This is a genomic window from Streptomyces sp. SAI-127 (assembly GCF_029894425.1).
Lineage (GTDB): Bacteria > Actinomycetota > Actinomycetes > Streptomycetales > Streptomycetaceae > Streptomyces.
This window is the reverse complement of sequence record NZ_JARXYJ010000001.1, coordinates 3,858,088-3,882,825: the sequence shown is the minus strand read 5'-3', so window position 1 is coordinate 3,882,825 and position 24,738 is coordinate 3,858,088. Positions and strand designations below refer to the sequence as shown.

General features: G+C 70.3%; 25 protein-coding genes and 1 pseudogene. 15 read left to right on the top strand and 11 right to left on the bottom strand.

The annotated features are described in order from the left end of the window. The first annotated feature begins 66 nt into the window (after nt 1–66). Nucleotides 67–825 carry a TIGR00730 family Rossman fold protein gene (locus tag M2157_RS17570; protein WP_057610047.1) on the top strand — a complete coding sequence of 253 codons (759 nt, stop codon included), beginning with the start codon at nt 67–69 and terminating at the stop codon, nt 823–825. A 77-nt stretch (nt 826–902) separates the two neighbouring features. Here M2157_RS17570 and folP read toward each other — a convergent pair whose 3' ends face one another. Next, entirely contained in the window at nt 903–1,763 is an 861-nt protein-coding gene (folP, locus tag M2157_RS17565) for a dihydropteroate synthase (RefSeq protein WP_280862716.1), read from the bottom strand. Nucleotides 1,764–1,909: 146 nt separating this feature from the next. On the opposite strand from folP, the gene M2157_RS17560 reads away from it, so the two are divergent. Together M2157_RS17560 and M2157_RS17555 are read left to right on the top strand one after the other, a co-directional pair. Then, nucleotides 1,910–2,269, top strand: coding sequence for a DivIVA domain-containing protein (locus M2157_RS17560; protein ID WP_280862715.1), 360 nt, complete (start codon nt 1,910–1,912; stop codon nt 2,267–2,269). Next, nucleotides 2,266–2,844 carry a DNA-3-methyladenine glycosylase I gene (locus tag M2157_RS17555; protein WP_280865683.1) on the top strand — a complete coding sequence of 193 codons (579 nt, stop codon included), beginning with the start codon at nt 2,266–2,268 and terminating at the stop codon, nt 2,842–2,844. The genes M2157_RS17560 and M2157_RS17555 overlap by 4 nt, the downstream gene beginning before the upstream one ends. A gap of 22 nt (nt 2,845–2,866) precedes the next feature. Here the strand turns inward: M2157_RS17555 and M2157_RS17550 are convergent, their stop codons facing one another. Then, nucleotides 2,867–3,658 carry an enoyl-CoA hydratase-related protein gene (locus M2157_RS17550; protein ID WP_280862713.1) on the bottom strand — a complete coding sequence of 264 codons (792 nt, stop codon included), beginning with the start codon at nt 3,656–3,658 and terminating at the stop codon, nt 2,867–2,869. Between the two features lie 358 nt (nt 3,659–4,016). On the opposite strand from M2157_RS17550, the gene M2157_RS17545 reads away from it, so the two are divergent. Next, nucleotides 4,017–4,184: a DUF3117 domain-containing protein gene (locus tag M2157_RS17545; protein ID WP_003966491.1), complete on the top strand. Its 168-nt coding sequence runs from the start codon at nt 4,017–4,019 to the stop codon at nt 4,182–4,184. 103 nt (nt 4,185–4,287) lie between these two features. On the opposite strand, the gene M2157_RS17540 is transcribed toward M2157_RS17545, so the two are convergent. Then, nucleotides 4,288–4,986 carry an O-methyltransferase gene (locus tag M2157_RS17540; RefSeq protein WP_280863795.1) on the bottom strand — a complete coding sequence of 233 codons (699 nt, stop codon included), beginning with the start codon at nt 4,984–4,986 and terminating at the stop codon, nt 4,288–4,290. Between the two features lie 235 nt (nt 4,987–5,221). Between M2157_RS17540 and sigE the strand changes: the two genes are divergently transcribed. From sigE to M2157_RS17515, 5 genes are all read left to right on the top strand, one after another. Further along, nucleotides 5,222–5,920, top strand: a complete 699-nt coding sequence (gene sigE / locus M2157_RS17535; protein WP_266522022.1) for an RNA polymerase sigma factor SigE — start codon at nt 5,222–5,224, stop codon at nt 5,918–5,920. Then, nucleotides 5,917–6,879, top strand: coding sequence for a zf-HC2 domain-containing protein (locus M2157_RS17530; RefSeq protein ID WP_280862712.1), 963 nt, complete (start codon nt 5,917–5,919; stop codon nt 6,877–6,879). Before sigE ends, M2157_RS17530 begins: the two co-directional genes overlap by 4 nt. Before the next feature lie 391 nt (nt 6,880–7,270). Beyond that, the gene (locus tag M2157_RS17525) at nt 7,271–9,331 is read left to right on the top strand and encodes a trypsin-like peptidase domain-containing protein (RefSeq protein ID WP_280865682.1); all 2,061 of its coding nucleotides are present in this window, start codon (nt 7,271–7,273) and stop codon (nt 9,329–9,331) included. 234 nt (nt 9,332–9,565) lie between these two features. Next, nucleotides 9,566–9,991: a sec-independent translocase gene (locus M2157_RS17520; RefSeq protein ID WP_280862709.1), complete on the top strand. Its 426-nt coding sequence runs from the start codon at nt 9,566–9,568 to the stop codon at nt 9,989–9,991. Nucleotides 9,992–10,262: 271 nt separating this feature from the next. After that, nucleotides 10,263–10,928, top strand: coding sequence for a hypothetical protein (locus tag M2157_RS17515; protein ID WP_280865681.1), 666 nt, complete (start codon nt 10,263–10,265; stop codon nt 10,926–10,928). Nucleotides 10,929–10,973: 45 nt separating this feature from the next. Here M2157_RS17515 and M2157_RS17510 read toward each other — a convergent pair whose 3' ends face one another. From M2157_RS17510 to M2157_RS17495, 4 genes are read right to left on the bottom strand one after another with little or no spacing between them, the layout of a single operon-like run. Next, nucleotides 10,974–12,905 (bottom strand): glycosyltransferase family A protein, encoded by a 1,932-nt coding sequence (locus tag M2157_RS17510; RefSeq protein ID WP_280865680.1) that lies wholly within the window; start codon nt 12,903–12,905, stop codon nt 10,974–10,976. A 47-nt stretch (nt 12,906–12,952) separates the two neighbouring features. After that, a complete protein-coding gene (locus tag M2157_RS17505) occupies nt 12,953–14,086 on the bottom strand; it encodes an Mrp/NBP35 family ATP-binding protein (protein ID WP_280862706.1) in 1,134 nt (377 codons plus the stop codon). 43 nt (nt 14,087–14,129) lie between these two features. Beyond that, on the bottom strand, nt 14,130–14,729 hold the full coding sequence (locus M2157_RS17500; protein ID WP_280865678.1) for a DUF1003 domain-containing protein: 600 nt from the start codon (nt 14,727–14,729) through the stop codon (nt 14,130–14,132). After that, nucleotides 14,719–15,996, bottom strand: a complete 1,278-nt coding sequence (locus tag M2157_RS17495; RefSeq protein ID WP_280862704.1) for a CBS domain-containing protein — start codon at nt 15,994–15,996, stop codon at nt 14,719–14,721. The genes M2157_RS17500 and M2157_RS17495 overlap by 11 nt, the downstream gene beginning before the upstream one ends. Before the next feature lie 214 nt (nt 15,997–16,210). Between M2157_RS17495 and M2157_RS17490 the strand changes: the two genes are divergently transcribed. Further along, nucleotides 16,211–16,963, top strand: a complete 753-nt coding sequence (locus tag M2157_RS17490; RefSeq protein ID WP_280862703.1) for a hypothetical protein — start codon at nt 16,211–16,213, stop codon at nt 16,961–16,963. Here M2157_RS17490 and M2157_RS17485 read toward each other — a convergent pair. Together M2157_RS17485 and M2157_RS17480 are read right to left on the bottom strand one after the other, a co-directional pair. Further along, nucleotides 16,960–17,470, bottom strand: a pseudogene (locus M2157_RS17485) (hypothetical protein). The gene M2157_RS17490 and the pseudogene M2157_RS17485 overlap by 4 nt on opposite strands. A 10-nt stretch (nt 17,471–17,480) precedes the next feature. Then, nucleotides 17,481–18,599 (bottom strand): magnesium and cobalt transport protein CorA, encoded by a 1,119-nt coding sequence (locus tag M2157_RS17480; RefSeq protein ID WP_266522050.1) that lies wholly within the window; start codon nt 18,597–18,599, stop codon nt 17,481–17,483. A gap of 484 nt (nt 18,600–19,083) precedes the next feature. Between M2157_RS17480 and M2157_RS17475 the strand changes: the two genes are divergently transcribed. Next, a complete protein-coding gene (locus M2157_RS17475) occupies nt 19,084–19,668 on the top strand; it encodes a suppressor of fused domain protein (protein WP_280862701.1) in 585 nt (194 codons plus the stop codon). A gap of 30 nt (nt 19,669–19,698) precedes the next feature. On the opposite strand, the gene M2157_RS17470 is transcribed toward M2157_RS17475, so the two are convergent. After that, entirely contained in the window at nt 19,699–20,922 is a 1,224-nt protein-coding gene (locus M2157_RS17470) for an MFS transporter (RefSeq protein WP_280865676.1), read from the bottom strand. 161 nt (nt 20,923–21,083) lie between these two features. Between M2157_RS17470 and M2157_RS17465 the strand changes: the two genes are divergently transcribed. The 3 genes from M2157_RS17465 (at nt 21,084) to M2157_RS17455 (ending at nt 23,373) form a co-directional block, all read left to right on the top strand. Next, nucleotides 21,084–21,725: a DUF6758 family protein gene (locus tag M2157_RS17465; protein ID WP_280862699.1), complete on the top strand. Its 642-nt coding sequence runs from the start codon at nt 21,084–21,086 to the stop codon at nt 21,723–21,725. Between the two features lie 102 nt (nt 21,726–21,827). Next, complete coding sequence (locus M2157_RS17460; protein ID WP_280865675.1) at nt 21,828–22,685, top strand: PHP domain-containing protein; 858 nt, start codon at nt 21,828–21,830, stop codon at nt 22,683–22,685. 82 nt (nt 22,686–22,767) lie between these two features. Continuing rightward, nucleotides 22,768–23,373, top strand: coding sequence for a MarC family protein (locus tag M2157_RS17455; protein ID WP_280862697.1), 606 nt, complete (start codon nt 22,768–22,770; stop codon nt 23,371–23,373). Nucleotides 23,374–23,485: 112 nt separating this feature from the next. On the opposite strand, the gene M2157_RS17450 is transcribed toward M2157_RS17455, so the two are convergent. Continuing rightward, nucleotides 23,486–23,638 carry a hypothetical protein gene (locus M2157_RS17450; protein WP_007384531.1) on the bottom strand — a complete coding sequence of 51 codons (153 nt, stop codon included), beginning with the start codon at nt 23,636–23,638 and terminating at the stop codon, nt 23,486–23,488. Between the two features lie 194 nt (nt 23,639–23,832). Here M2157_RS17450 and M2157_RS17445 point away from each other — a divergent pair, with 194 nt between their 5' ends. Then, nucleotides 23,833–24,726: an NYN domain-containing protein gene (locus tag M2157_RS17445; RefSeq protein ID WP_280862696.1), complete on the top strand. Its 894-nt coding sequence runs from the start codon at nt 23,833–23,835 to the stop codon at nt 24,724–24,726. Nucleotides 24,727–24,738 lie beyond the last annotated feature (12 nt).

Genomic DNA, 24,738 nt, shown 5'->3' with positions numbered 1-24,738 from the left:
CCCCCCTCCGTAACCCGCGTAGATCTACGCTGAGACGGAAAGACCAGGCAAGCGGAGGGAGCGCACATGGCTACCGGGAACCCCGAGGGCAAGAAGCAGCCGCCGGAGGAGCAGCGCCTGGGACCTGTCCTCCGCAGGCGGGGACAGGTCACGGCGAGCACGACCGACCAGCGCCTGCTGGACGCGGGCGGTCCCTCGGACTGGGTCCACACCGACCCCTGGCGCGTTCTGCGCATCCAGTCGGAGTTCATCGAGGGCTTCGGCACGCTCGCCGAACTCCCGCCCGCGATCAGCGTGTTCGGCTCCGCGCGAACGCCTGCGGACTCTCCGGAGTACGAGGCGGGCGTGCGGCTCGGCCGGGGCCTGGTGGAGGCCGGCTTCGCCGTCATCACCGGCGGCGGCCCCGGTGCCATGGAGGCGGCCAACAAGGGTGCCTGCGAGGCGAACGGCACCTCCGTCGGCCTCGGCATCGAGCTCCCGTTCGAGCAGGGGCTCAACCCCTACGTCGACATCGGCCTCAACTTCCGCTACTTCTTCGTCCGCAAGATGATGTTCGTGAAGTACGCGCAGGGTTTCGTGGTCCTGCCGGGCGGACTCGGCACCCTGGACGAGCTGTTCGAGGCGTTGACGCTGGTCCAGACCCAGAAGGTCACCCGCTTCCCGATCGTCCTCTTCGGCAGCGAGTACTGGGGCGGACTGGTCGACTGGCTCAAGAACACCCTGATCGCCCAGGGCAAGGCGTCGGAGAAGGACCTGCTGCTGTTCCACGTGACGGACGACGTGGACGAGGCGGTGGCGTTGGTGTCCAAGGAGGCGGGTCGGTAGTCCTTGTGGGGTCGGAACGCCGGAGGGGCTGGGAAATCAGCCCCTCCGGCGTGTGAGGAGCGGTTGCGGAAGGGTTCCTACGCCAGCCCTCGACGCGCGACCGCCGGAGGCCGATGCCCCGCGATCGACGCCACCATGTCCAGCACCTGCCGGGTCTCGGCGACCTCGTGCACCCGGTACACCTGCGCCCCCAGCCACGCCGACACCGCGGTGGTCGCCAGCGTCCCGACCACCCGTTCCTTCACCGGCTTGTCCAGGGTCTCGCCCACGAAGTCCTTGTTGGACAGGGACACCAGCACGGGCCACCCCGTCCCGACCATCTCCCCGAGCCGCCGGGTCGCCTCGAGACTGTGCCGCGTGTTCTTCCCGAAGTCGTGCCCGGGATCGATCATCACGGACTCCCGGGGCACCCCCAGAGCCACCGCCCGCTCGGCGAGCCCCACGGTCACCCGCAGAATGTCGGCCATGACGTCGTCGTACGTCACCCGATGCGGCCGGGTACGCGGCTCGGCGCCGCCCGCGTGCGTGCACACCAGCCCCACCCCGTACCGCGCGGCGACCTCGGCGAGCCCCGGATCGACCCCGCCCCACGCGTCGTTGAGCAGATCCGCCCCCGCCTCGCACACGGCCTCACCGACGGACGCCCGCCAGGTGTCGACGCTGATGATCACGTCCGGGAACCGCCGCCGCACCTCCGCCACGAACCCGACGGTCCGCCGCGCCTCCTCCGCCGCGGAGACCTCTTCCCCGGGCCCGGCCTTGACCCCGCCGACGTCGATGATGGCGGCCCCTTCGGCCACCGCCTGCTCCACGCGCGCGAGCGCGGGCTCGTCGAGGAACGTGGCTCCCTGGTCGTAGAAGGAGTCGGGGGTCCGGTTCACGATCGCCATGATCACCGGCTCGTGCGCGTCGAATTCACGCCTGCCCAGCCTGAGCATCGCCTGTGACCTCACTTCGTGCGTCTGTGTGTTCGGAGTCTGCGGCCGCCTGCGACCCTAACTGTCAGACTCGCATGGCACGATCGGACCCTGACACATTCGACGCCGGCGGCCGGCCGCCGGCAGGGACCATGGGGACCTCAGCGATGGTTATGTTCTTGTTCCTGGTCATCGCGCTCGCGGTCGTGGTCGCCGCGGTGACGCTCGCCGTGGTGGGCGGCGGGGAGAGCGACGGCCCGCTGCCGGACGTCACCCCCGAGCGGCTCCAGGACCCGCTGCCGCCGGACCGACCGCTGAACCGCGCGGACATCGACAGCCTGCGCTTCCCGCTGACCGCCCGCGGCTACCGCATGGCGGACGTCGACGACGCGCTCAGCCGCCTCGGCGCGGAACTCGCCGAGCGGGACGCCCGGATCGCCGACCTGGAGTCCGCGCTGGCCGGGGCCCGGGCCGCGGCCCACGTCTCCATGGAGAAGCCCGAGCACGGCCATGGGGAGCAGCGGTGAGCGACGGCACTGCCCTGGCCGGACCGGACGGCGCGCCGCGCTGCCCCTGGGCTCTGTCCACGCCGGACTACGTGACGTACCACGACGAGGAGTGGGGCCGCCCGGTCCACGGCGACGACGCCCTGTACGAACGCCTCAGCCTGGAGGCCTTCCAGTCCGGCCTGTCCTGGATCACGATCCTGCGCCGCCGCGAGGGCTTCCGCGCCGCCTTCGCGGGCTTCGAGATCGCCAAGGTGGCCACGTTCGGCGAGGCCGACCGCGACCGCCTGCTGCTCGACCCGGGAATCATCCGCAACCGCGCCAAGATCGACGCGACGATGGCCAACGCGCGCGTGCTGGCCGAGTGGGCCCCGGGCGAGCTGGACGAGCTGATCTGGTCCCACGCGCCGGCTTCTCATGCGATCCCCAAGACCCTGGGAGACGTCCCGGCGGTGACTCCGGAGTCGACCGCCCTGTCGAAGGCACTGAAGAAGCGCGGCCTGCGCTTCGTGGGTCCGACGACGGCGTACGCACTGATGCAGGCCTGCGGTCTGGTCGACGACCACCTGGAATCGTGCGTGGCGAGACGCCTTTAGGGGCGCGCCCCGCGACGGCGGGTCACCGCCCCAGATACTCCGGCGTCTCCTTGTTCACGAACGCCCGCACGGCGATCGCATGGTCCTCGGACGCCCCGGCCCGTCCCTGCAGCTCGTCCTCCTTCTCCAGCGTCTCCGCCAGAGAGTGCGACAGCGCGTACGAGAGGGACTCCTTGATCGCCCCGTACGCCACCGTCGGCCCCGAGGCCAGCGCCCGCGCCACCTTCTCCGCCTCCGCGGGCAGCTCGGTCGACGGCACGAGACGGTTCACGATGCCCAGTTCATAGGCGTCCTGGGCCGAGACGGTCCGGGGAAAGAGCAGCAGATCCGCGGCCCTGCCCGGCCCGACCACCCGCGGCAGCGTCCACGAGATCCCGGAGTCCGCGGTCAGCGCGACCCCCGCGAAGGACGTGTTGAAGGCGGCGGTGTCCGCCACCACCCGGTAGTCCGCGGCCAGCGCCAGCCCGAAGCCTGCCCCGGCCGCCACCCCGTTCACCCCGGCGACCACGGGCTTCCGCATCTCCGTCAGCGCCCGCACCACGGGGTTGTAGTGCTCCTTGACCGTACTCATCACGACGTCGGAGCCCTGCATCAGCAGCCCGATGTGCTCCTTGAGGTCCTGCCCCACGCAGAACGCCCGCTCCCCGGCGGCGGTGAGCAGCACGGCCCGTACGGCGTCGTCCGAGGCCGCCGACTCCACGGCCTCCCGCAGCGCGACCTTCGTGGCGATGTTCAGCGCGTTCATCGCCTCCGGTCGGTTCAGCGTGATCGTCGCGAGCCCGTCGTGCACCTCGTAGAGCACGGTGTCGGCCATGGCGTATCCCCTCCGGTGTGTCCGCTGCATCCGATGTCCGAGGGACAGCATGGCGGAGATCGCCGTCCGAGGACCGGACCGGACGTGTGACCTGCGTCAAAGAATTCCGGAGCGCTCACGCCCGGCCGGGATCGGCGCGGCGGCGGAGTATCGCAGCCACATCGCCGAATTGAGTGGTTTTGCTCGCGCGCGTTGCCCAAGCGATGCCGACTGATGTTGGTCATCGGGTCCTGAGATGCGGGATAATGGCTTGGAAGCAATGTGTTCGATGCCGGTGGCGCGTGTCCCACTTTGACGCGCGTGCCCTCCCAGGGCTGTCGGCTTTGACGATGAGCTGGTTTCAGGAAGGGGAACGAGCATGGCGGCCATGAAGCCGCGGACGGGCGATGGCCCGCTCGAGGTGACCAAGGAGGGGCGGGGCATCGTCATGCGCGTTCCGCTCGAAGGCGGCGGTCGGCTCGTCGTCGAGCTGACCCCTGACGAGGCCGACGCCCTTGGCGACGCCCTCAAGAAGGTCGTCGGCTGAGCGGAAGCGACCATACCCTTTCGACTGCCCCGGCATCTCAGGAGATGCCGGGGCAGTAGTTTGCCCGGGCTTTTCCACGAATGGCCGTACGGCCCTCACCGGCTCAGCGCTTGACCGCGCAGAGCAGTCCGTCACCCACCGGCAGCAGTGACGGCATCAGGTCCTGGCTCTCGCGTGCGGCCCGCAGCAGCTCCCTGAGGCGCAGCACCTCCGTGGGCTGCGGTCCCGAATCCATCGTGCGGCCGTTGGCGAAGACGCCCTCGAAGACGACCAGGCCCCCCGGGCGCAGCAGGCGCAACGATTCAGCGAGGTAGTCCATGACCTCCTGCCGGTCGCCGTCGCAGAAGACGAGGTCGTAGCCGGCGTCGGCGAGGCGGGGCAGGACGTCCAGCGCGCGGCCCGGAATGAAGCGGGCCCGGTTGCTGGCGAAGCCACAGGCACGGAAGGCCTGGCGGGCGAACTGCTGGTGCTCCGGCTCGGGGTCGACGGTGGTCAGCACCCCGTCCGGGCGCATGCCGTGCAGCAGGTGGATGCCGGAGACACCGGTGCCGGTGCCGATCTCGGCGACCGCCTTGGCGTCCACGGAGGCGGCCAGCAACCGCAGCGCCGCGCCCGTGCCGGGCGACACCGAGCGCAGCCCCGCGTCACGGGCCCGGTCGCGGGCCCAGCGCAGGGTTTCGTCCTCGGCGACATAGGCGTCGGCGAACGCCCAGCTCGTCTGCCGGTTGCCGGTAATGAGCCTCTCCTTGCCCCGTGGTTGCCTGGGCGTGACTGTATCCGTTGCCGCCGGGAACCCGCAGATGGGACCGGGCGTTTAGAGGGGTGGAGACGCACCCGGGGGGACACAGTTGGATCACGATGCCGAGCAGGCCCTCGAGCAACTGCTGACGCAGGGGACCGAGTGGTATCAGCCCAGATCAAATTCTCGTAAAACCGCTTATCCGGAGCTAACGGGCGAGGTGGCTATGGTAGGGGCTCCACTGGAGACAACCAGAGCCGACAGGGGAGGTGCGGCCGCGCCTGGAGATCGTGGGGGAGTGCTGCGGCGCTTCCTCGGATCGGCGGGCAGGCCGAAATCCGTGAACAACACTGCTGACCACAGCCACGCCGGCGACTACGCCCAGACCGCGACCTTTGCCACCGACGCGGACGGGCAGGCGTGGACTCCGCCCACCTGGGAGGAGATCGTCAGCACGCACAGCGTCCGGGTCTACCGCCTCGCGTACCGGCTCACCGGCAACCAGCACGACGCCGAGGACCTCACGCAGGAGGTCTTCGTCCGCGTCTTCCGCTCGCTGTCCACCTACACACCGGGCACCTTCGAGGGCTGGCTGCACCGCATCACCACCAACCTCTTCCTGGACATGGTCCGCCGCAAGCAGCGCATCCGCTTCGACGCCCTCGGCGAGGACGCTGCCGAGCGACTGCCCAGCCGCGAGCCCTCACCCCAGCAGGTCTTCAACGACGCCCACTTCGACGCGGACGTCCAGCAGGCCCTCGACACCCTCGCGCCGGAGTTCCGCGCCGCGGTCGTCCTGTGCGACATCGAAGGACTGTCGTACGAGGAGATCGCCGCGACCCTGGGCGTCAAGCTCGGCACCGTCCGCTCACGGATCCACCGCGGCCGGTCCCAGCTGCGCAAGGCCCTCGCGCACCGTTCGCCCGAGGCCCGCGCCGAGCGCCGCTCCTTCATGGCCAGGGTCCCCGCCTTGGGGGGAGGGGGCGCGTCCGCGTGAGTGGATCACTGCCCAAACCCGGCGAGGGGAGCCTCGCGGAACAGCATCTGGGAGACCGACTCGCCGCCCTGGTGGACGGCGAGCTCGGTCATGCCACGCGGGAGCGTGTTCTCGCGCACCTCGCCACCTGCCCGAAGTGCAAGGCGGAGGCGGACGCCCAGCGCCGCCTGAAGAACGTCTTCGCGGAGGCCGCCCCGCCCCCGCCCTCGGAGAGCTTCCTGGCTCGCCTCCAGGGTTTGCCGGGAGGTGATCCGGAGGACGGCGACAGCTCGCCGTTCGGCGGGGGAGGGCTCGGAAAACTGTCGGGACGACCCGGCGCCGCCGGAGCCTTCGGCGTGAGACGTGGCGAGCGCTTCGAGTTCGGCTACGTCCCCGCCCGCCCGCACGCCGCGATGCTCCCGCCCTCCGCGGGCCGGGGCTTCCGCATCCATGACGTCAGCCGTCACGAGGCCGAGCGCTCCGCCTCGCGCGGCATGAGGTTCGCCTTCGTCGCCGCCGGGGCGGTGTCGCTGGCCGCGATCGCGCTGGGCGGCGTCACCACGGGTGCGCCGGGCGACACCGACGCCCGAGGGGCCGGCAGCAATGTGACTCCGGCGCGCACGCCGGGCACGGGAGCGGCGGTGCCGGAGAACCAACGGCGGCGTGGCGTGGGTCCGTTGCTCGCACAGGATCAAGGACAGCGGATGCTCGGCGACACCCCGGTCTCCCCGACCGAGGCGTCCGCGCCGCTGTTGCCGGGTGTCCCCGCTCAGGTCGAGGAGGCGGCTCTGCACACCCTCACGGCGCCCGTGCTCGCCGGTGCCGCCGCGATGTCCCCCCTCATACGTCCGCTCAGCACCACCCCACCGCTCACCCTGACGTCCTGGTCCGCGACCCCGGACCTCTCCGCCTCCGGCCTCCCCGCCGCGCCCGTCCCCCACAGCATGTCCGCGCCCACGCCTCCCAGCACCTCCCGCTGACCGGCGCCCTGCTCCGCGGCGCGTGAACCTGGTTGAATCCACAGGTAGGTCGACGTGCCGCGCACCGCGGCCGGTCAGCTGTGGGGAGAGCATGGACGAGGGGAAGCCCACGAAGTCGAAATGGTGGAGCCGACCCAGGCCACGGGGGGTTTCCGGGCCGGGCGAGAGCGACACGCCGACACCTGCCACGACACCATCCGACGGCGACTTCGTGTTGAGGGCTCCGGAGGATGGGGTGCCTGGGTCTGTTGTGCCAGGGGTCGAGGGCGACTTCGAGCTTGCGGCTCGGGGGGATGCGGCCGACGGTGCGGGGGCTGGTGTGCCGAGGGTTGGGGTGGACTCTGAGCTCGGGGCGGCTTCCAGGGATCGGGTTGCCGGTGCGGGGACAGATGTGTCGGCGATCCGGGACGAGGGCGACTTCGAGTTGAGGGCTCCGCTCGGCGGGGCGAACGCGGAGGGGGACTACGAGCTCCCGGCCCCGAGCGGCTTGTCCGTCGAGGAGGGGGACTACGAGCTCACGGCGCCGCGGGACTCGTCCGCCGCGGACGGGGAGTTCGCGTTGGCGCGGCCGGTGTCGGCGGCTGCGCTGCCGACGGAGGCCCCTGCGACGGACACTACCGTCGACGACCGGTCCACCGAGCCGGTCGACGCCGTCGGCCAGGCGCCTGCCGAGCCCGCCACGGACCGTCCCGAGCCTGCGCACGTCTCCGACTCCACCAGCACCCCGCCGTACGGCGTGCCGGGCCCCTGGGCCCCCGCCCCGCCGGTCCAGCATCCGGCGACCGCACCCCCACCCGGCACAGCGATACCCACACCGCCTCCGTCGCCCGCCCACGGCACGCCTGTGGCCCGGGGCACGGTCACTTCCGGGCCGCCGGAGGACGGTGGCGTGGCCGTGCCCGAGCCGCAGGGCTCATCTGCGCCCGCACCGCCTCCGTCGCCCGCCTACGGCATGCCTGTGGCCCGGGGCGCGGTCACTTCCGGGCCGCCGGAGGACGGTGGCGTGGCCGTGCCCGAGCCGCAGGGCTCATCTGCGCCCGCACCGCCTCCGTCGCCCGCCTACGGCATGCCTGTGGCCCGGGACATGGTCACTTCCGGGGCGCGAGAAGACGACGGCTCACCCACGCCCACCCCACTGGAAGCACCCCGAACGCCTTCCCACAGCTCACCGGTGCCCTCGTCGGTCCCGGCGGGCGATGACGCCCTTCCGGCCCCGCCCCTCCCCTTCCCACCCCCGACCCCGGGCACCTCCACACGCACCCCCTGGCAGAACTACGACCCCTGGGCCCCCGTCCCCGCCCCCCTCCAGCAAACGGGCGCCGCCTTGGACACGCCGCGTCGCCGGACCCGGCGAGCGCTCCTCGCCGGTGCTCTCCTGCTCGCGCTCGTCGCAGGCGGTGTCGGCGGGATCGTAGGGGCGTATCTCGAGCGCAACGGTGCGGGAGGGGACGTCGTGGAGTTGCCGCAGGCTGCGGAGGAGCCCAGGGGGCGGGCTCCCGACAGTGTCGCCGGGATCGCCGCACGGGCCCTGCCCAGCGTCGTGACCCTGCATGTGAGCGGGGCCGGGGAGTCCGGTACCGGTACCGGCTTCGTGCTGGACGATCGCGGGCACATCCTGACCAACAACCACGTCGTGGAGCCGGCCGGGACCGACGGCGAGATATCGGTGACCTTTCACAGCGGGGACACCGCCAAGGCCACCGTCGTGGGACGGGACAGCGGGTACGACCTCGCCGTCGTCGAGGTGAGCGATGTCAGCGGGCTGAAGCCCATGACCCTCGGCAACTCCGACAACGTCCAGGTCGGCGACCCGGTCGTCGCCATCGGCGCCCCCTTCGACCTGGAGGGCACCGTCACCTCCGGCATCATCAGCGCGAAGGAACGGCCCATCACCGCCGGAGGCGAGAGCGGGGGCGGCAGCGATGTGTCGTACGTCGACGCCCTGCAGACCGACGCCCCCATCAACCCCGGCAACTCCGGCGGCCCGCTCCTCGACTCCCGGGCCCGGGTCGTCGGCATCAACTCCGCCATCCGTTCAGCCGACGGCGGATCCGGTTCCGAGACCGGACAGGCCGGCTCGATAGGTCTCGGCTTCGCGATCCCCGTCAACCAGGCCAAGCGGGTCGCCGAAGAACTGATCAACACGGGCAAGGCGACCCACCCGGTCATCGGCGTCACCCTCGACATGGACTACACCGGCGACGGCGCCCGCGTCGGGACGAAGAGCAGTGACGGCGGACCCGCCGTGACCGAGGGTGGCCCGGGCGACAGGGCCGGGCTCGAAGCGGGCGATGTCATCACCGAGGTGGACGGCCGCCGTATCCACTCCGGCGACGAACTCATCGTGAAGACCCGCGCCCACCGCCCCGGCGACCGCCTCGAGCTCACGGTCGAGCGTGACGGCAGGGAAAAGTCCTTCTCACTGGTGCTCGGGTCCTCGGACGGCGACTAAGAGAATCGGAAGAGAACCGTCAGAGGACCGATTAACAGAAACCTCACAGAGGCGGCCCCAAACCGCGCTGCACAAGGCCAACAACCCGGAAAACAGCCCATCCGCCCGCACTCGGAGCCCTCGGGACAGTACCGGTCGTACGGGAACGGCAGGTACCGTGGACCCGGCCCGGACCACGGAAGACCGCACAGACCACCGAGGGCCGAGGACCGAGGACATCGCAAGGAGCTTCAGGTGTTCAATGACATAGGACCGCTCGAGCTGATCACGCTCGTTGTCCTCGCCGTGCTCGTCTTCGGTCCGGACAAGCTCCCGAAGGTCATCCAGGACGTCATGCGGACCGTGCGCAAGATCCGCGAGTTCTCGGAGAGCGCCAAGCAGGACATCCGCTCGGAGCTCGGCCCGGAGTTCAAGGACTTCGAGTTCGAGGACCTCAACCCCAAGACGTTCATCCGCAAGCAGCTGGACAACGACGAGCTGGGGCTCAAGGAGATCCGGAACGGCTTCGACCTGAAGAAGGAGATGGCCGAGGTCACCGACGCGGTGCACAGCTCGGACACCCCCGCGCAGTCCTCCTCGGGTGGCCGGATCGACATGACCAAGAAGCCCGAGGAGCCCGGCGAGGACAACCGCCCGCCCTTCGACGCGGACGCCACCTGAGCCATACGGCCCACCGGAAGGCGCCTGTCGAGCGGTTCGGCTCGCGGGCGCCTTTTCCCGTCGTACGTGACGCGTTTCATACCCTGCTCTCACCTCGTACGGCCTGAACGCACCACCCGTGCGCCCCGCGCGCCGGGCGGTTTCCCGGCAGCTCGGAGCGGTGTGGCTATGCTGCCGAGTTGTTGTGCGGGCCGTACGCGAACCAGCGACGCCGCCCGAAGGGGGGCGGGCCGGTCCGGTCCGACGAGAGCTAGTAGGAGGCGTCCGGCACATGGAGACGACGAGTGGGGCGGTCGCGCAGGCGCCGGCCGCGGAGGGTGGCCAGCAGGTTTCCTCCGCCCGGCGCACGGTCGACGGCTACCTTCAGGCGCCCTTCCCCTGGTACGGCCTCGACGAGGCCTTCACGGGACCGCGCTGGCTGATGCAGGTCGGCACGTCGGCCGACGGGGCCGTCGAGCACGGGTCGATCGGGCACGGTGACGAGCCCTCGGTGAAGAACGAGGTGGGTTCCACGGCGGAGCCGAAGGAGAAGTTCGCGGTGGTCGTGACCGTCGCCGCGAACCCCTCCCGCAGGAGCGCGGACGGCACGGGGCTGCTGGAGGCCACGTCCGTCTCCTCCGCCGCCTGGCTGGCCGGAGTGGGCCTGCTGTCGTTCACCTGGCCCGGCCAGATGGACCACTCCCTGCGGGACGACTGGCTCGACCAGCAGACCGAGACGGCCTGGGTCCTGGCGGACGACCTCGAAGGAGCCGACTGGTCCACGCTGTCCCTGCCGGTGGACGGGGTGCCCACGCCCTTCCACTACCGGGAGTCGGAGTTCGGCTGGGTGCTCGCGGGCTCCACGCAGGAGGGCGTGCACGTGGGGGCGTACGGGAGAGGCATGAGCGCCTACGGGCTCGGGTTCGCGATGATCAAGGACATCTCGGCGTACGCCTAGCGCGTTCGGGGGCACCGCAGGCCCGTGCGGTGCCCCACAACCGTCCTATCGGCCCAGTCGTCGCCGTACCCGCCGGACCTGGCGGTGGTCGGCGACCGCGTCGAGGAACCGGCGTCCGGTACCGGACTCGTGGGCCGGGCCCTCGAGCCGCAACAGGGCGCCGTCGCGGACGACGGCATACGCGAGAGGGGCATCGGACTTCGGGAGGGCGACCGGGTGGCGTCCGTCCGGGAGCCGGAGGCGAGCGGGCAGCCTCAGCCGTGCCGTCGTCCCGTCGTCACCGGCGATCAGCTCGGCGTCCACCGTCAGGGCGGACACGGTGACCTTCAGGCGGGCCGGGCCACTGGCCGCGGTCGCCGCCAGGTACGGCAGCGGGAGCGACCGCTCGCCGCGCGCCGTGTTCGCCGCGGCCGCACCGGCCGTGTCGGAACCGAGCCGTCGCTGACGCTGGTCCACGTCGAGGGCGAGCTGGCCGCTGCCCGTCCAGTACGGCAGCGCGAGCCGCCCGCCGGTCAGCGCCGGGCCCGCGGCCGGGGCGCCCGGGGTGCCGTCGCCGGTCAGGCGGACCATGCGGTCGACGCCCAGCAGCTGGACGAACGCCCACACGTCGTGCACGCCGCGCTCCAACGGCCGCCCGCCCGCGAGCTGTTCGGGATCGAGTCGCAGCCGCCCGGACGCCACGAGCCGCGACCGCCCCTGGCCGAAGGGCTCGAGCCGCACGTCCAGGTCGCCCTCGGGGTACCACCAGTCCTCGCGGTCGCGGTCTTTGACGACCAGTTCGGCGTACGCCAGCCGGAACGGATCGCGGACCTCCCAGCCGTCCTCGGTCCCCGGTACCCCGGCGAGCAGCTCCGGGTCGAGCCACCACTTCCCGTCCCGCTCGACCAGCACCAGCGGCTCGCCGTCCCCGCGCAACAGGTCGAGGGTGACGTCGGCGACCAGCCGACCACCCTCCCACCGCAGTCCGCCGACCGTACTGCGGGCCTTGACCTCACGGATGCGCTCCGCGAGGGTCACGGCGCCGTCGAAGTCACCGCGTTCGAGGAGTTCGGCGCGGAGGCGGGACACGGTGGGGAGCCCTTCGCGTACGGCCGGCGGGAACTCCTCGAGCGCCAGCTTCCGGGCCGCCTCGAAGCGCTCCCGCTGTTCAGCCGGCTCCTCGCGGAGGATCTCTGGCTCCCGGGTCCGGGAGAGGATCTCGACGTGGTAGAGGCGGTGCAGCAGGCGGTTCTGGAGCGCGTCGACGTCGTCGGACGGAGGTGTGCCGTCCTTGATCTGCCGCACGATGGTGCGGCAGTTGGACCAGAAGCCGTGACGCGGGTTGAAGCGATGCTGGGTGTTGTTGCCGCCGTCGTCCCGCTTCATCCAGTAGTAGCAGGGGTAGTCGGCCAGGACCGAGATCCGCTCGGCCTTCAGATAGGCGGCGCTGACGAAGGCCAGGTCCTCCAGGATCCAGGGCCCCTCGGGGAACAGCAGACCGTGCTCCTCGATGAAGGCGCGCCGGAACATCTTGTGCGGCGACATGCTCTGCATGAGCTCGTCGTTCTCGATCGTGCAGGCGTCCACCGTGTGCCGGAACAGCCGCCGGGGACGCACCATCGTGCTGGACATCTTGCCGAGCACCACGTCGGCGTCATTGCGCTCGGCGTGCTCGTACAGCCGCTCCAGGGCCTCGGGCCCGAGCATGTCGTCATGGTCGACGAACTGGATGTACTCGCCCTTGGCGTGCCGCATGCCGAGGTTGCGGGGTGCGCCCGGCCAGCCCGAGTTCGGCCGGGTGTGCACCTGGACGTTCGGATGCCCGGCGGCGATCTTCTCCAGCCGCTCCAGCGTGTCGTCCGTCGACCCGTCGTCGACGTAGATGACCTCGTACTCGTCGGCGGGCAGACTCTGCCCGAGCAGCGAGGGGGCACACTCGTCGACGTACTTCCCGGTGTTGTAGACGGGAACGATGACGCTGACTTTGACTCTCGGCATTCCACGGACCTTACCGGGCCCTTGGAATGCCTTCTGTCACGTGCGTCTCAGAACTTGTTCTTCGGCGTGATCCCCAGCGACAGCCCCGAAAGCCCCCGCTGCCGCCCCCCGAGCTTCCCCGCGATCCCCCGCAGAGCCGCCCCCGCCGGAGAGTCCGGGTCGGTCAGGACGACCGGCTTGCCGTCGTCGCCGCCCTCGCGGAGGCGGACGTCGATCGGGATGGAGCCGAGGACCGGGACCGTCGCGCCCGTCGTGCGGGTGAGGCCGTCCGCCACCGTCTGACCGCCACCCGTGCCGAAGACGTCCACCATCTCGCCGCAGTGCGGGCACGGCAGGCCGGACATGTTCTCGACGACGCCGACGATCTTCTGGTGGGTCTGGACGGCGATGGAGCCGGCGCGCTCGGCGACCTCCGCCGCCGCCTGCTGCGGGGTCGTCACGACCAGGATCTCCGCGTTCGGGACCAGCTGGGCCACGGAGATCGCGATGTCGCCCGTGCCCGGGGGGAGGTCCAGGAGCAGTACGTCCAGGTCGCCCCAGTACACGTCCGCCAGGAACTGCTGGAGGGCACGGTGGAGCATCGGTCCACGCCACACCACCGGCGCGTTGCCCGGCGTGAACATGCCGATCGAGATGACCTTCACGCCGTGCGCCGACGGCGGCATGATCATGTTCTCGACCTGGGTGGGGGTGCCGTCGGCGCCCAGCATGCGCGGCACCGAGTGGCCGTAGATGTCGGCGTCGACCACGCCCACCTTGAGGCCGTCGGCCGCCATCGCCGCCGCCAGGTTCACCGTCACCGAGGACTTGCCGACACCGCCCTTGCCGGAGGCGACCGCGTAGACACGCGTCAAAGACCCCGGTTTCGCGAAGGGGACCTCGCGCTCGGTCTGGCCGCCGCGCAGCGCGGTCGCCAGCTCCTTGCGCTGTTCGTCGCTCATCACGTCGAGCGTGACGTCGACGCGGGTGACGCCCTCGACGGCCGCGACCGCGTCGGTGACGCGTTGCGTGATCGTCTCGCGCATCGGGCAGCCGGAGACCGTCAGGTACACGGTCACCGCGACCGCCCCGTCGGCCCCGATCTCCACCGACTTCACCATCCCGAGCTCGGTGATGGGCCGGTTGATCTCGGGGTCGTTCACCGTCGCCAGTGCCTCGCGCACCGCGTCTTCGCTAGCCATACAGACGATGGTACGGCGCCGTACAGGAACCCCTGTACGGCTCTCAACGGTCGTCTACGTCACGTCCCGACCGTCGATCCGACCGTTCTGCCGGGAATACGACATGCCCGTCGTGCTGCCGTGCCTCCAGTTCCTTCATCAGGTCCTGGAGCTCCGAGCGGATCCAGTCGCGGGTCGCCACCTCCCCGAGGCCGATCCTGAGCGCGGCGATCTCGCGGGTCAGATACTCGGTGTCCGCGATCGACCGCTCGTTCTGCTTGCGGTCCTGTTCGAGGTTGACCCGGTCCCGGTCGTCCTGCCGGTTCTGCGCGAGCAGGATCAGCGGGGCCGCGTAGGAGGCCTGGAGGGACAGCATCAGGGTGAGGAAGATGAACGGGTAGTGGTCGAAGCGCAGATCGCGGGGCGCGAAGATGTTCCACAGCACCCACACGATGATGACGACCGTCATCCAGACGATGAACCGCCCGGTGCCGAGGAACCGCGCGATCCGCTCCGACAGCCGCCCGAACGCCTCCGGGTCCCACTCGGGCAGCAGCCGGCGGCGCGGCGACCGCGGCTGGTCGAGCCGGGTGCGGGGGCGGGTGGCCGCCGTGGCCCCGGCCGGGCCGCGCTCACGGGCCGAGGTGTCGCGCTCAGGCGCCATGACGGGTCTCCTCCTCGGAGTCGAACTCCGTCTCCCGCCAGTCCTCCGGCAGCATGTGGTCCAGTACGTCGTCCACGGTCACCGCGCCGAGCAGCGAGCCCGAATCGTCGACCACGGGTGCCGCGACCATGTCGTACGTCGCGAAGAACCCGGCGACGACCGGCAGGGTCGCGTCCGGATCGAGGGCCTGCAGGTCGTCGTCGAGCATGGAGCTGACGAGGGTGTACGGCGGGTCGCGCAGCAGCCGCTGGAAGTGGACCGTGCCGAGGTACTTGCCGGTCGGCGTCTCGTCGGGCGCGCGGCACACGTAGACCTGGGCGGCCAGGGCCGGGGAGAGGTCGGCGTTGCGGACGCGGGCGAGCGCGTCGGCGACGGTCGCGTCAGGCCGTAGGACGATCGGTTCCGTCGTCATGAGACCGCCGGCCGTGTGCTCCTCGTACGCCATCAGGCGCCGCATGTCGGCCGCGTCCCCCGGCTGCATCAGGCTCAGCAGCCGCTCCTGCTCCTCCGTGGGGAGCTCGGAGAGCAGGTCGGCCGCGTCGTCGGGGTCCATGGCCTCCAGGACGTCGGCGGCCCGCTCCTGCTTCAGCTTGCCGAGGATCTCGATCTGGTCGTCCTCGGGGAGCTCTTCCAGTACGTCGGCCAGGCGGTCGTCGTCGAGAGCCGCGGCCACCTCGGCGCGCCGCTTGGGGGAGAGGTGGTGCAGGACGTTGGCGAGGTCGGCCGCGCGCAGCTGCTCGAAGGTGGCGAGGAGGCTCTCGGCGCCCTGTCCGTGCTCCTCCAGCGTGAAGCCGGTAACGGCGGACCACTCGACGGTCAGCGCCTCGCCCTTGCGCCGGAACGCCCCGCCCTTGCCGCCCTTGCGCACGAAGACACGGTCGATCTCCCAGTCCCGGCGGGCCGGCAGGTGGTGCACCGAGGCGTCGAGGACGGTGACCTGTTCGTCCGTCTCCACGAGCGTGACGCGCCGGTCGAGGAGCTCACCGAAGACCAGGCGTTCGGTGGGCCGTTGCTCGAAGCGGCGGACGTTGAGCACGCCGGTGGTGATGACCTGTCCGGACTCGATGCTCGTGACGCGGGTCATGGGCAGGAAGATGCGGCGACGGGTGGAGAGTTCGACGACCAGCCCGAGAACGCGGGGCGGCCGGCGCCCGACGCGCAGCACGACGACCAGATCGCGCACGCGGCCCACCTGGTCGCCATTGGGATCGAAGACGGCGACCCCGGCGAGATGCGAGACGAAGATCCGGGGGGCTCCCGCTGCCATGGCTGTGCTTCCTTTGCATACGAGGCTGCGTACGGGGTGTTGCGTTCGTCGTTCGTTGTCCGGATTGCCCGCTCGGGAGGGCTTAAGGCTAGCCCGTACCGATCGGATACGCCCTGGTGAGGGGTGCGGACGGTCTGGCTCCGCCCGGGGCCCGGGGTCCCGGTACGCTGCCGTACGCCGCTGAAGGACCCTCGTCAGAAAGGCAGCCCCACCTGTGACTGCGATTCCCCAGGGCCGTGCCCGCAGGGCCGTACTGGTGAGCGCGATCTGCGCCCTGGTCGTGACGGGAACGGGGCTGACGGGGTGCAGCGAGGACCCCGACGAGGGCACCAACGGGGTCGGCAAACTGCCCGCCGACCAGATCCAGTCCAGGACCCGGGCGGCGGCAGGGTCCGCCGACGCGCTGCGCCTGTCGGGGAACGTGGTCACCAGCGGGCGTACATACACACTCGACATGCGCCTGAACTCCGACGGCGGCTCCGGATCGGTCACCGCGGAGGGGGCCACCTTCCAGCTGCTGCGGATCGGCAAGGAGCTGTACCTGAAGGCGGACGCCGACTTCTGGACCCAGGAGGACGGCAAGGGCGACGGTTCGGACTCGGACGCGGCCGCCGACAAGCTCGACGGCAAGTACGTGAAGGTGCCGTCGGGCGACCCGGCGTACAAGAAGTTCAGCGGTTTCACGGACAAGGACGTTCTCCTCGACGGACTTCTGACGCTGCACGGCAGCCTGGACACCGACGGCCACCATGAGCAGGCGGGTACCCGCACGATTCGCATCACGGGTGACAAAGGCGACGGCGGCACGCTGGACGTCTCCCTGGAGGGCAAGCCGTACCCCCTGCGCCTGGCCCGGGCGGGCGGCGCGGGCACGCTGACCTTCTCGGCCTGGGGCAAGAACTTCTCGCTGACCGAACCGGGCAAGGACGAGACGGTGGACTACGGCAAGCAGCTGCCGACGTCCTAGCGTTTGCGCCGTTTCATCAGCAGCCTCGGAAGCCCTGCGGGAATCGGCTCACGCGTGGTCGCCGGTGTCGGCAGCGGCGGTTCGGCCAGGTCGCCGTCGGGGAGCGGTCCAGTGATCCCCGTCGGTTCGAGGCGGAGCACCCGGCATTCGCGGGACCAACGGTCCGTCATCGCCTCGCCGTCGGGGGCGTTCAGCCGTTTCCCCTTGAGCTCGGCGACCGCCGCCTCCCACGCCTCGGATCCGGGCGCCAGTTCCACGACCTTCGCCGCCCAGGAGACCAGCCGACCGCCCTTGTCCTTGCTCCGGACGGTCACCTCGGCGGCGCCCCCGTCGCTCAGCCCCGGCAGCGGCTGCTCCCCGGGCCCGTCACCGACCAGGCACGCGGGCTCCTTCGTGCCACACGTGCCACAGGGCGCGGGCCGGGCCGCCGGGTCCCGCGACCCAGATGAGGCCGGACTTCTTCGTGGCCTCCTCGACGAGGGCCCGGTCGAGCAGCTCACTTGTCATGGGGCCCACCCTAGAGCCAGCCGTTGCGCTTGAGGGTGCGGTGGATGCCCAGGCAGATGACACCGGTGATCGCCATGATCACCGGATAGCCGAGCTTCCAGTGGGTCTCCGGCATGTAGTCGAAGTTCATGCCGTAGACACCGCACACCATCGTCGGTACGGCGATGATCGCGGCCCAGGACGTGATCTTGCGCATGTCCTCGTTCTGGGCGACGGACGCCTGCGCGAGGTTGGCCTGGAGGATCGAGTTGAGGAGCTCGTCGAAGCCGAGGACCTGCTCCTGGACGCGGGCGAGGTGGTCGGCGACGTCCCGGAAGTACTTCTGGATGTCGGGGTCGACGAGCCGCATCGGCCGCTCGCTGAGCAGCTGCATGGGCCGCAGCAGCGGGGCGACGGCCCGCTTGAACTCCAGCACCTCACGCTTGAGCTGGTAGATCCGCGCCGAGTCGACACCGCGCGAGACCTTGCCGCCGCGCCCCGGGGTGAACACCTCGGTCTCGACCTCGTCGATGTCGTCCTGCACCGCGTCGGCGACCGCGACATAGCCGTCGACGACATGGTCGGCGATGGAGTGCAGCACCGCCGAGGGGCCCTTGGCGAGCAACTCGGGGTCGTCCTGGAGCCGGTGGCGCAGCGCCCTGAGCGAGCCCTGGCCGCCGTGCCGGACGGTGATGAAGAAGTCCCGGCCGGTGAAGCACATGACCTCGCCGGTCTCGACGATCTCGCTGTTGGCGGTGAGCTCGTCGTGCTCGACGTAGTGGATGGTCTTGAAGACGGTGAACAGGGAGTCGTCGTAGCGCTCCAGCTTGGGCCGCTGGTGGGCCTGCACGGCGTCCTCGACGGCGAGCGGGTGCAGCCCGAACTCACCGGCGATACCGGAGAATTCGGCCTCGCTCGGCTCGTGCAGACCGATCCAGACGAACCCGCCGTCGCGGCGCACCTGGCGCATCGCCTCGTGCGGGCTCAGCTGCTGGTCGGTCTCCACGCGCCGGCCGTCGCGGTAGACGGCGCAGTCGACGACGGCGGAGGGCGTCGAGGGGTCGCGCGTCGCGTCGTACGCGCCGGTGTCCTTGCGCAGCGAGGGGCGCGACGGCCGCACGGCGGCACGCAGGTCACGGATCATCGACATGGCAGGCTCCTTCGTGACGGGCAACAAAGGGCGCCGGCGAGGGATGGAACTACCCGGAATGGGGACGTCCTGCTGTGGGTGTTTGGCACGTCCACAAAGCGGGGAGCACCGCACCATCGCGGTGGCGAGCTTCGCTACTGATTCAGCTACTGCTGCAGATCAGACAGATCAGGCAAAACGAACGAAGTGCTCTTCCGCACGAAGACGCGAACGTGAGAGGCGGCGGTTGCCGAAAGTCACAGAGCTGCATCAGCGGCCGGAAGAACGAGTGGTACTACCAGGTCGACTTCGATCCATGACAGCCCCACCTCCTCCGGCCGGTCCCTCGTAAGGGACGATCCATTCCCGTAAGGGAGTCTCACTGGCGTCGGGACTCGATGCGCGACGCTTCTGCGTGCTGCCCCGGCGACCGGGCAAGACTATCAGCCGACCCAAGTGTCAAGGCGCTGCTTTGCCCGGTACTGACGAGTTCTATGCTCGCCACATGGCAGATGTTCTTCCTCTGGTCGAGGCCCGGTTGCGCAGCGCGCTGGGCGAGCCGGACGCGCGCGCGGCGGTCACCTTCCTCGGCACGGACCGCATCGAGGTGCTCCGCTTCACCGACGGGGACGTCGTCCGCTACGCCACCCTCGGCATGTCCGCCCAGCCGATGGGCGACCCCACCGCGATGCTCGCCGACCCGGTCAAGGGCCCGCGCGCCGAACTGCTGATGTCCGTACGGTCAGGGCTGGCCGACACCGACAAGGTGCTCCGCCCGCTCGCCGTGCTCGCCGCGTCCCCGCAGGTCGAGGGCGTGGTCGTGGCTCCGGGCGCCTCACTCGACGTGGGTGAACCCCTGTGGCCCGGCGCCCCGTTCACCTCGGTCCTGGTGGCCGAGCCGGGCGGACTGGTCCAGGACCTGGAACTCGACGAGCCCCTCGACCCGGTCCACTTCCTGCCCTTGCTCCCCATGACGCCGAACGAGGCCGCCTGGAAGCGCGTCCACGGCGCCCAGGCTCTGCAGGAGCGCTGGCTGACGATCGGGACGGACCTCAGGGATCCGTCCCGGAAGTCCGTCCCGCTGGAGTGAGCAAGGTCACCAAGTCGTGGCCGGAAGCTGTCAGTTGGCGAAGACGGCGACACTGTCCTCGGTCGCGTGCCTCGGCTCCAGCTCCTCCGCCTCGTCGGTGAGCGCGTTGCGCCGTACGACGACCACGAGCGCGCCCAGCACCGCCGTCACCGCGGCCACCACGAACGGGATGTGGATGTCGGTCCACTCCTCGATCTTCGGCGCGAAGTAGGGCGCCGCGGCCGCCGCGAACCAGCGCACGAAGTTGTAGCCCGCGCTCGCCACGGGCCGCGGGGCGTCCGAGACGCCGAGCGCCAGCTCTGTGTAGACGGTGTTGTTCACGCCGATGAAGGCGCCGGACAGGATCGTGCAGACGATGGCCGCCGTGTGGTTGCCGTAGCCGAGGACGAGCACGTCGAGGGCGAGCAGGACGAGCGAGCCGCCGAGCACCTTGAGCGAACCGAACCTCTCCTGGAGGCGCGGCGCGGCGAACACCGAGAAGACCGCGAGCAGCACGCCCCAGGCGAAGAACACGGCACCCGACTTGTACGGGGTCATGTCGAGCACGAAGGGCGTGAAGGCCAGCACGGTGAAGAACGTGTAGTTGTAGAAGAAGGACGACACCGCGGCCGAGGCGAGCCCGCCGTGGCCGAGCGCCTTGATCGGGTCGAGCAGGGACGTCTTCCGGGCCGGCTTGGGCTGTTCCTTCAGGAACACCGTGATGCACAGGAAGCCGATCGCCATCAGGAAGGCCGTACCGAAGAACGGGTAGCGCCAGCTGGCGTCACCGAGCAGCGCGCCCAGGAGCGGGCCGCAGGCCATGCCGAGGCCGAGGGCGGACTCGTACAGCAGGATCGCCGCCGCGCTGCCGCCCGCCGCCGCGCCGACGATGACGGCGAGGGCCGTGGAGACGAACAGCGCGTTGCCCAGGCCCCAGCCGGCCCGGAAGCCGACCAGCTCCTGGACCGAGCCCGAGGTGCCCGCGAGCCCCGCGAAGACCACGACGAGGGCGAGGCCGAGCAGCAGGGTCTTCTTGCCGCCGATGCGGCTGGAGACGAAGCCGGTGACCAGCATCGCGATCGCGGTGATCAGGAAGTACGAGGTGAACAGGAGGGAGACCTGGCTCGCCGTGGCGTCCAGGCCCTGTGCGATCGACGGCAGGATCGGGTCCACGAGTCCGATGCCCATGAAGGCGACGACGGAGGCACCCGCCGTCGCCCACACGGCCTTCGGCTGGCGCAGGATGCCGCCGGCTCCCGCATCGAAGGGGTCCATGGTCGTTCCTCCACTCCTCACGGAGATAGTTGGTATATGCACATAGTAAGTTAGAGCAGCTAACTAATGCAAGCTACATCTATATGTGCTGGTGAACCGCTTCCGTCCGGACGGGTGATCGTCCTTGACGTGAGGGAGCGAGGGTAGGACCGTGGGGCCCTATGAGGGGCGAACCCAGTTGCCCGAAGTGTGGTGGCCGGGTCAGGGCTCCCGGACTCTTCGCCGATTCCTGGCAGTGCGACGTGCACGGGACCGTGCATCCGCTGCAGCCCGTGATCCCGCCCAGCGTCGAGGCCCTCGAGGTCGTGGTGCATCGCACGCAGGTGCCGGTGTGGATGCCCTGGCCGCTGCCGGTCGGCTGGCTGTTCACGGGCGTGACCTGCGCCGGTGACGACCGCAGCGGCGGCCGCGCCACGGCGGTGGCCTGCACGGGACCCGGGCCGCTCGGGGGTGTCGGCGAGCTGATTCTCGTGGCCGAGGAGCTCGGGGTCGGGCTCGGGGCGCGTTACGCGGGCATCGACGGGCCGGATCCGGGACCGTACATGAGCGTGGAGAAGCCGGCGCAGGCGAAGGTGCTCGCTGCCGGCCGGCCGACTCCGCTGTGGCATGTCGCCGGGGCGCCGGACGACCGGGCGGTGTTCGCGGGGGAGGCGCTCGGGATGTGGCTGTGGGCGGTCGTCTGGCCCGAGCAGTCCGGGTTGCTGATGTATGACGAGCTGGTGCTCACGGATCTGCGGGACGCGGGGGCGGAAGTGGAACTGGTGCCCTGCGGGGCGCTGTCGCCCCGGCTGCTGAAACCCTGACTGTAGGGGGCGCACCCGTGCAGCGGGTGTGACAGAGGAGCTGGATGATCTGGTTATCCTTGAGCGTCCTCTTCTGTTCCGTCAGTGTCTGGAGTCCGCGTCGTGCGCATCGATCTGCACTGCCACTCCACGGCCTCCGACGGGACCGACACGCCCGCCGAGCTGGTGCGGAACGCCGCCGCTGCGGGGCTGGACGTCGTCGCCCTCACCGATCACGACACGACTCGCGGGTACGGCGCGGCCGTTGCCGCGCTGCCCGTGGGACTGACCCTCGTCACCGGGGCCGAGCTGTCCTGCCGGATCGGCGGGGTGTCCATGCACATGCTGGCCTACCTCTTCGATCCCGAGGAGCCTGCGCTGCTCGCCGAGCGGGAGCTGGTGCGGGACGACCGGGTGCCCCGGGCCCGCGGGATGGTGGCCAGGCTTCAGGAGCTGGGCGTGCCGGTCACCTGGGAGCAGGTGGCGCGCATCGCCGGTGACGGATCCGTCGGGCGGCCGCATGTCGCCACCGCGCTCGTCGAGCTCGGGGTCGTACGGAGCGTGGACGAAGCCTTCACCGAGGACTGGCTGGCCGACGGCGGGCGGGCCCACGTGGAGAAGCACGAGACCGACCCCTTCGAGGCGATCCGGCTGGTCAAGGGGGCCGGCGGGGTCACGGTGTTCGCCCACCCGGGCGCGAGCAAGCGCGGTCTCACCGTTCCGGAGTCCGCGATCGCCGACATGGCCGCCGCGGGGCTCGACGGCATCGAGGTCGACCACATGGACCACGACGAGGACACGCGCGTACGGCTGCGCGGGCTCGCCAAGGAACTGGGGCTGCTGACCACCGGCTCCAGCGACTACCACGGCAGCCGCAAGACGGTCGCCCTCGGCGAGTACACGACCGACCCCGAGGTGTACGGGGAGATCACGCGACGGGCGACGGGCGCGTTTCCCGTTCCGGGGGCCGGCGGAATCTGAGGCTCGACCCCGCTTCCCGTCACCCGGCGCCGGGCCGTGCCCGGCTCCTTGTTCCACCCCCTTCGGTAAGGCCAGTTCCGTCATGTTCGACGTCGCCGTCTTCGGCTCGCTCTTCCTCACCCTGTTCGTCATCATGGATCCCCCCGGGATCACCCCGATCTTCCTCGCGCTGACCGCCGGCCGGCCCGGCAAGGTGCAGAAGCGGATGGCCTTCCAGGCCGTCTGTGTCGCGGGCGGTGTCATCGCCGTCTTCGGGCTCCTGGGCCACCAGATCCTGAACTACCTGCATGTCTCCGTGCCCGCGCTGATGATCGCGGGCGGGCTGCTGCTCCTGCTGATCGCGCTCGACCTGCTCACCGGCAAGACCGACGAGCCGAAGCAGACCAAGGACGTGAACGTGGCGCTCGTCCCCCTGGGCATGCCGCTGCTGGCGGGCCCGGGTGCGATCGTCTCCGTCATCCTCGCCGTGCAGAAGGCCCACAGTGTCGCCACGCAGGTCTCGGTGTGGACGGCGATCCTCGCCATCCATGTCGTGCTGTGGCTGGTGATGCGGTACTCGCTGCTGATCATCCGGGTCATCAAGGACGGCGGGGTCGTGCTGGTGACACGGCTCGCGGGGATGATGCTCTCCGCGATCGCCGTGCAGCAGATCATCAACGGGATCACCCAGGTGGTCCAGGCGAGCTGAGCGGCCATGAATATGGCGGCCATGGGTACGGCGGCCATGGGTATGCGCAGAGCCCCCGCCCGGCGTCGATGCCTGGCGGGGGCTCTGAAGCTTCGGCGGTGATCCGCGTCTGTTACGAGGCCGAGGTGTCGGCCGGACGGATCCAGAGCCGCTGTCCTATGGCGGCGGCCTGCTGAACGATCCGGTTGACGGAGGCGGCGTCCACGACAGTACTGTCCACGGGCGTGCCGTCGACGTCGTCGAGTCGCATGATTTCGAAGCGCATGGCTTCTCCCTTCGTCTGGTCATCCTCCTGCGGAGAATTACTGCGTACGTGAGTAGTCAACGGGGTTCGTGTTACAAACATTCCCTACGCTAAAGAAATTTTTCGAACGGCTAACTACTGACCGGTAAGTGAGTCTCCGGAGACTCCTTGGGACCGGTTGTGTTCGCAGCGTGACCGCCGGGACAATGGGTGCGATGAACGACGACCTGGCGCCCCTGAGCGCCCGCATCGACCGCACCAACGAGCTGCTCACGCGCATGCTCGCCGAGGTCGCGAAGACGCCCTCGACACATGCGATCTTCGTCGACGCGGGATACCTCTACGCGGCCGCGGGACGACTCGTCGCCGGCACCGAGGACCGTCGCGCCTTCGACCTCGACGCCGAGGGCCTCATCGAGGCCCTCATCGACCGGGCCCGCACCATCTTCGCGGACAGCAGACTGCTGAGGGTCTACTGGTACGACGGCGCGAGACGCCGCATCCACACGTCGGAACAGCAGTCCATCGCCGAACTCCCGGACGTGAAGGTCCGGTTGGGCAACCTCAACGCCAACAACCAGCAGAAGGGCGTCGACTCGCTGATCCGCTCCGACCTGGAGTCCCTGGCCCGGCACCGCGCCATCAGCGACGCGGCACTGCTGGGCGGAGACGAGGACCTGGTCTCGGCGGTCGAGGCGGCTCAGGGTTACGGCGCCCGCGTGCACCTGTGGGGCATCGAGGCACCGGAGGGCCGCAACCAGGCGGAACCCCTCCTCTGGGAGGTCGACAGCCAGCGCACCCTCGACCTCGACTTCTTCAAGCCGTACGTCTCCCGGCGGGCGGCCGTGCCCTACGAGGCGACGACCACCCGGCCCACTCGCGACGACGTCCGTTTCGTGGGCGCGCAGATCGCCGCGAAGTGGCTTGCGGAGCGGGGGAGGGCGGCGCTGCAGGAGCTGCTGCCCGGCCATCCGTATCTGCCGGGCTCGGTGGACCAGGACCTGCTGGTGGAGGCGGAGGTGCTTCTCCAGTACTCACTGCGGGGGCAGGCGGATCTGCGACGGTCACTGCGGGACGGGTTCTGGGAGCACTTGCAGGGGCAGTACTGACCACTCGCCCCG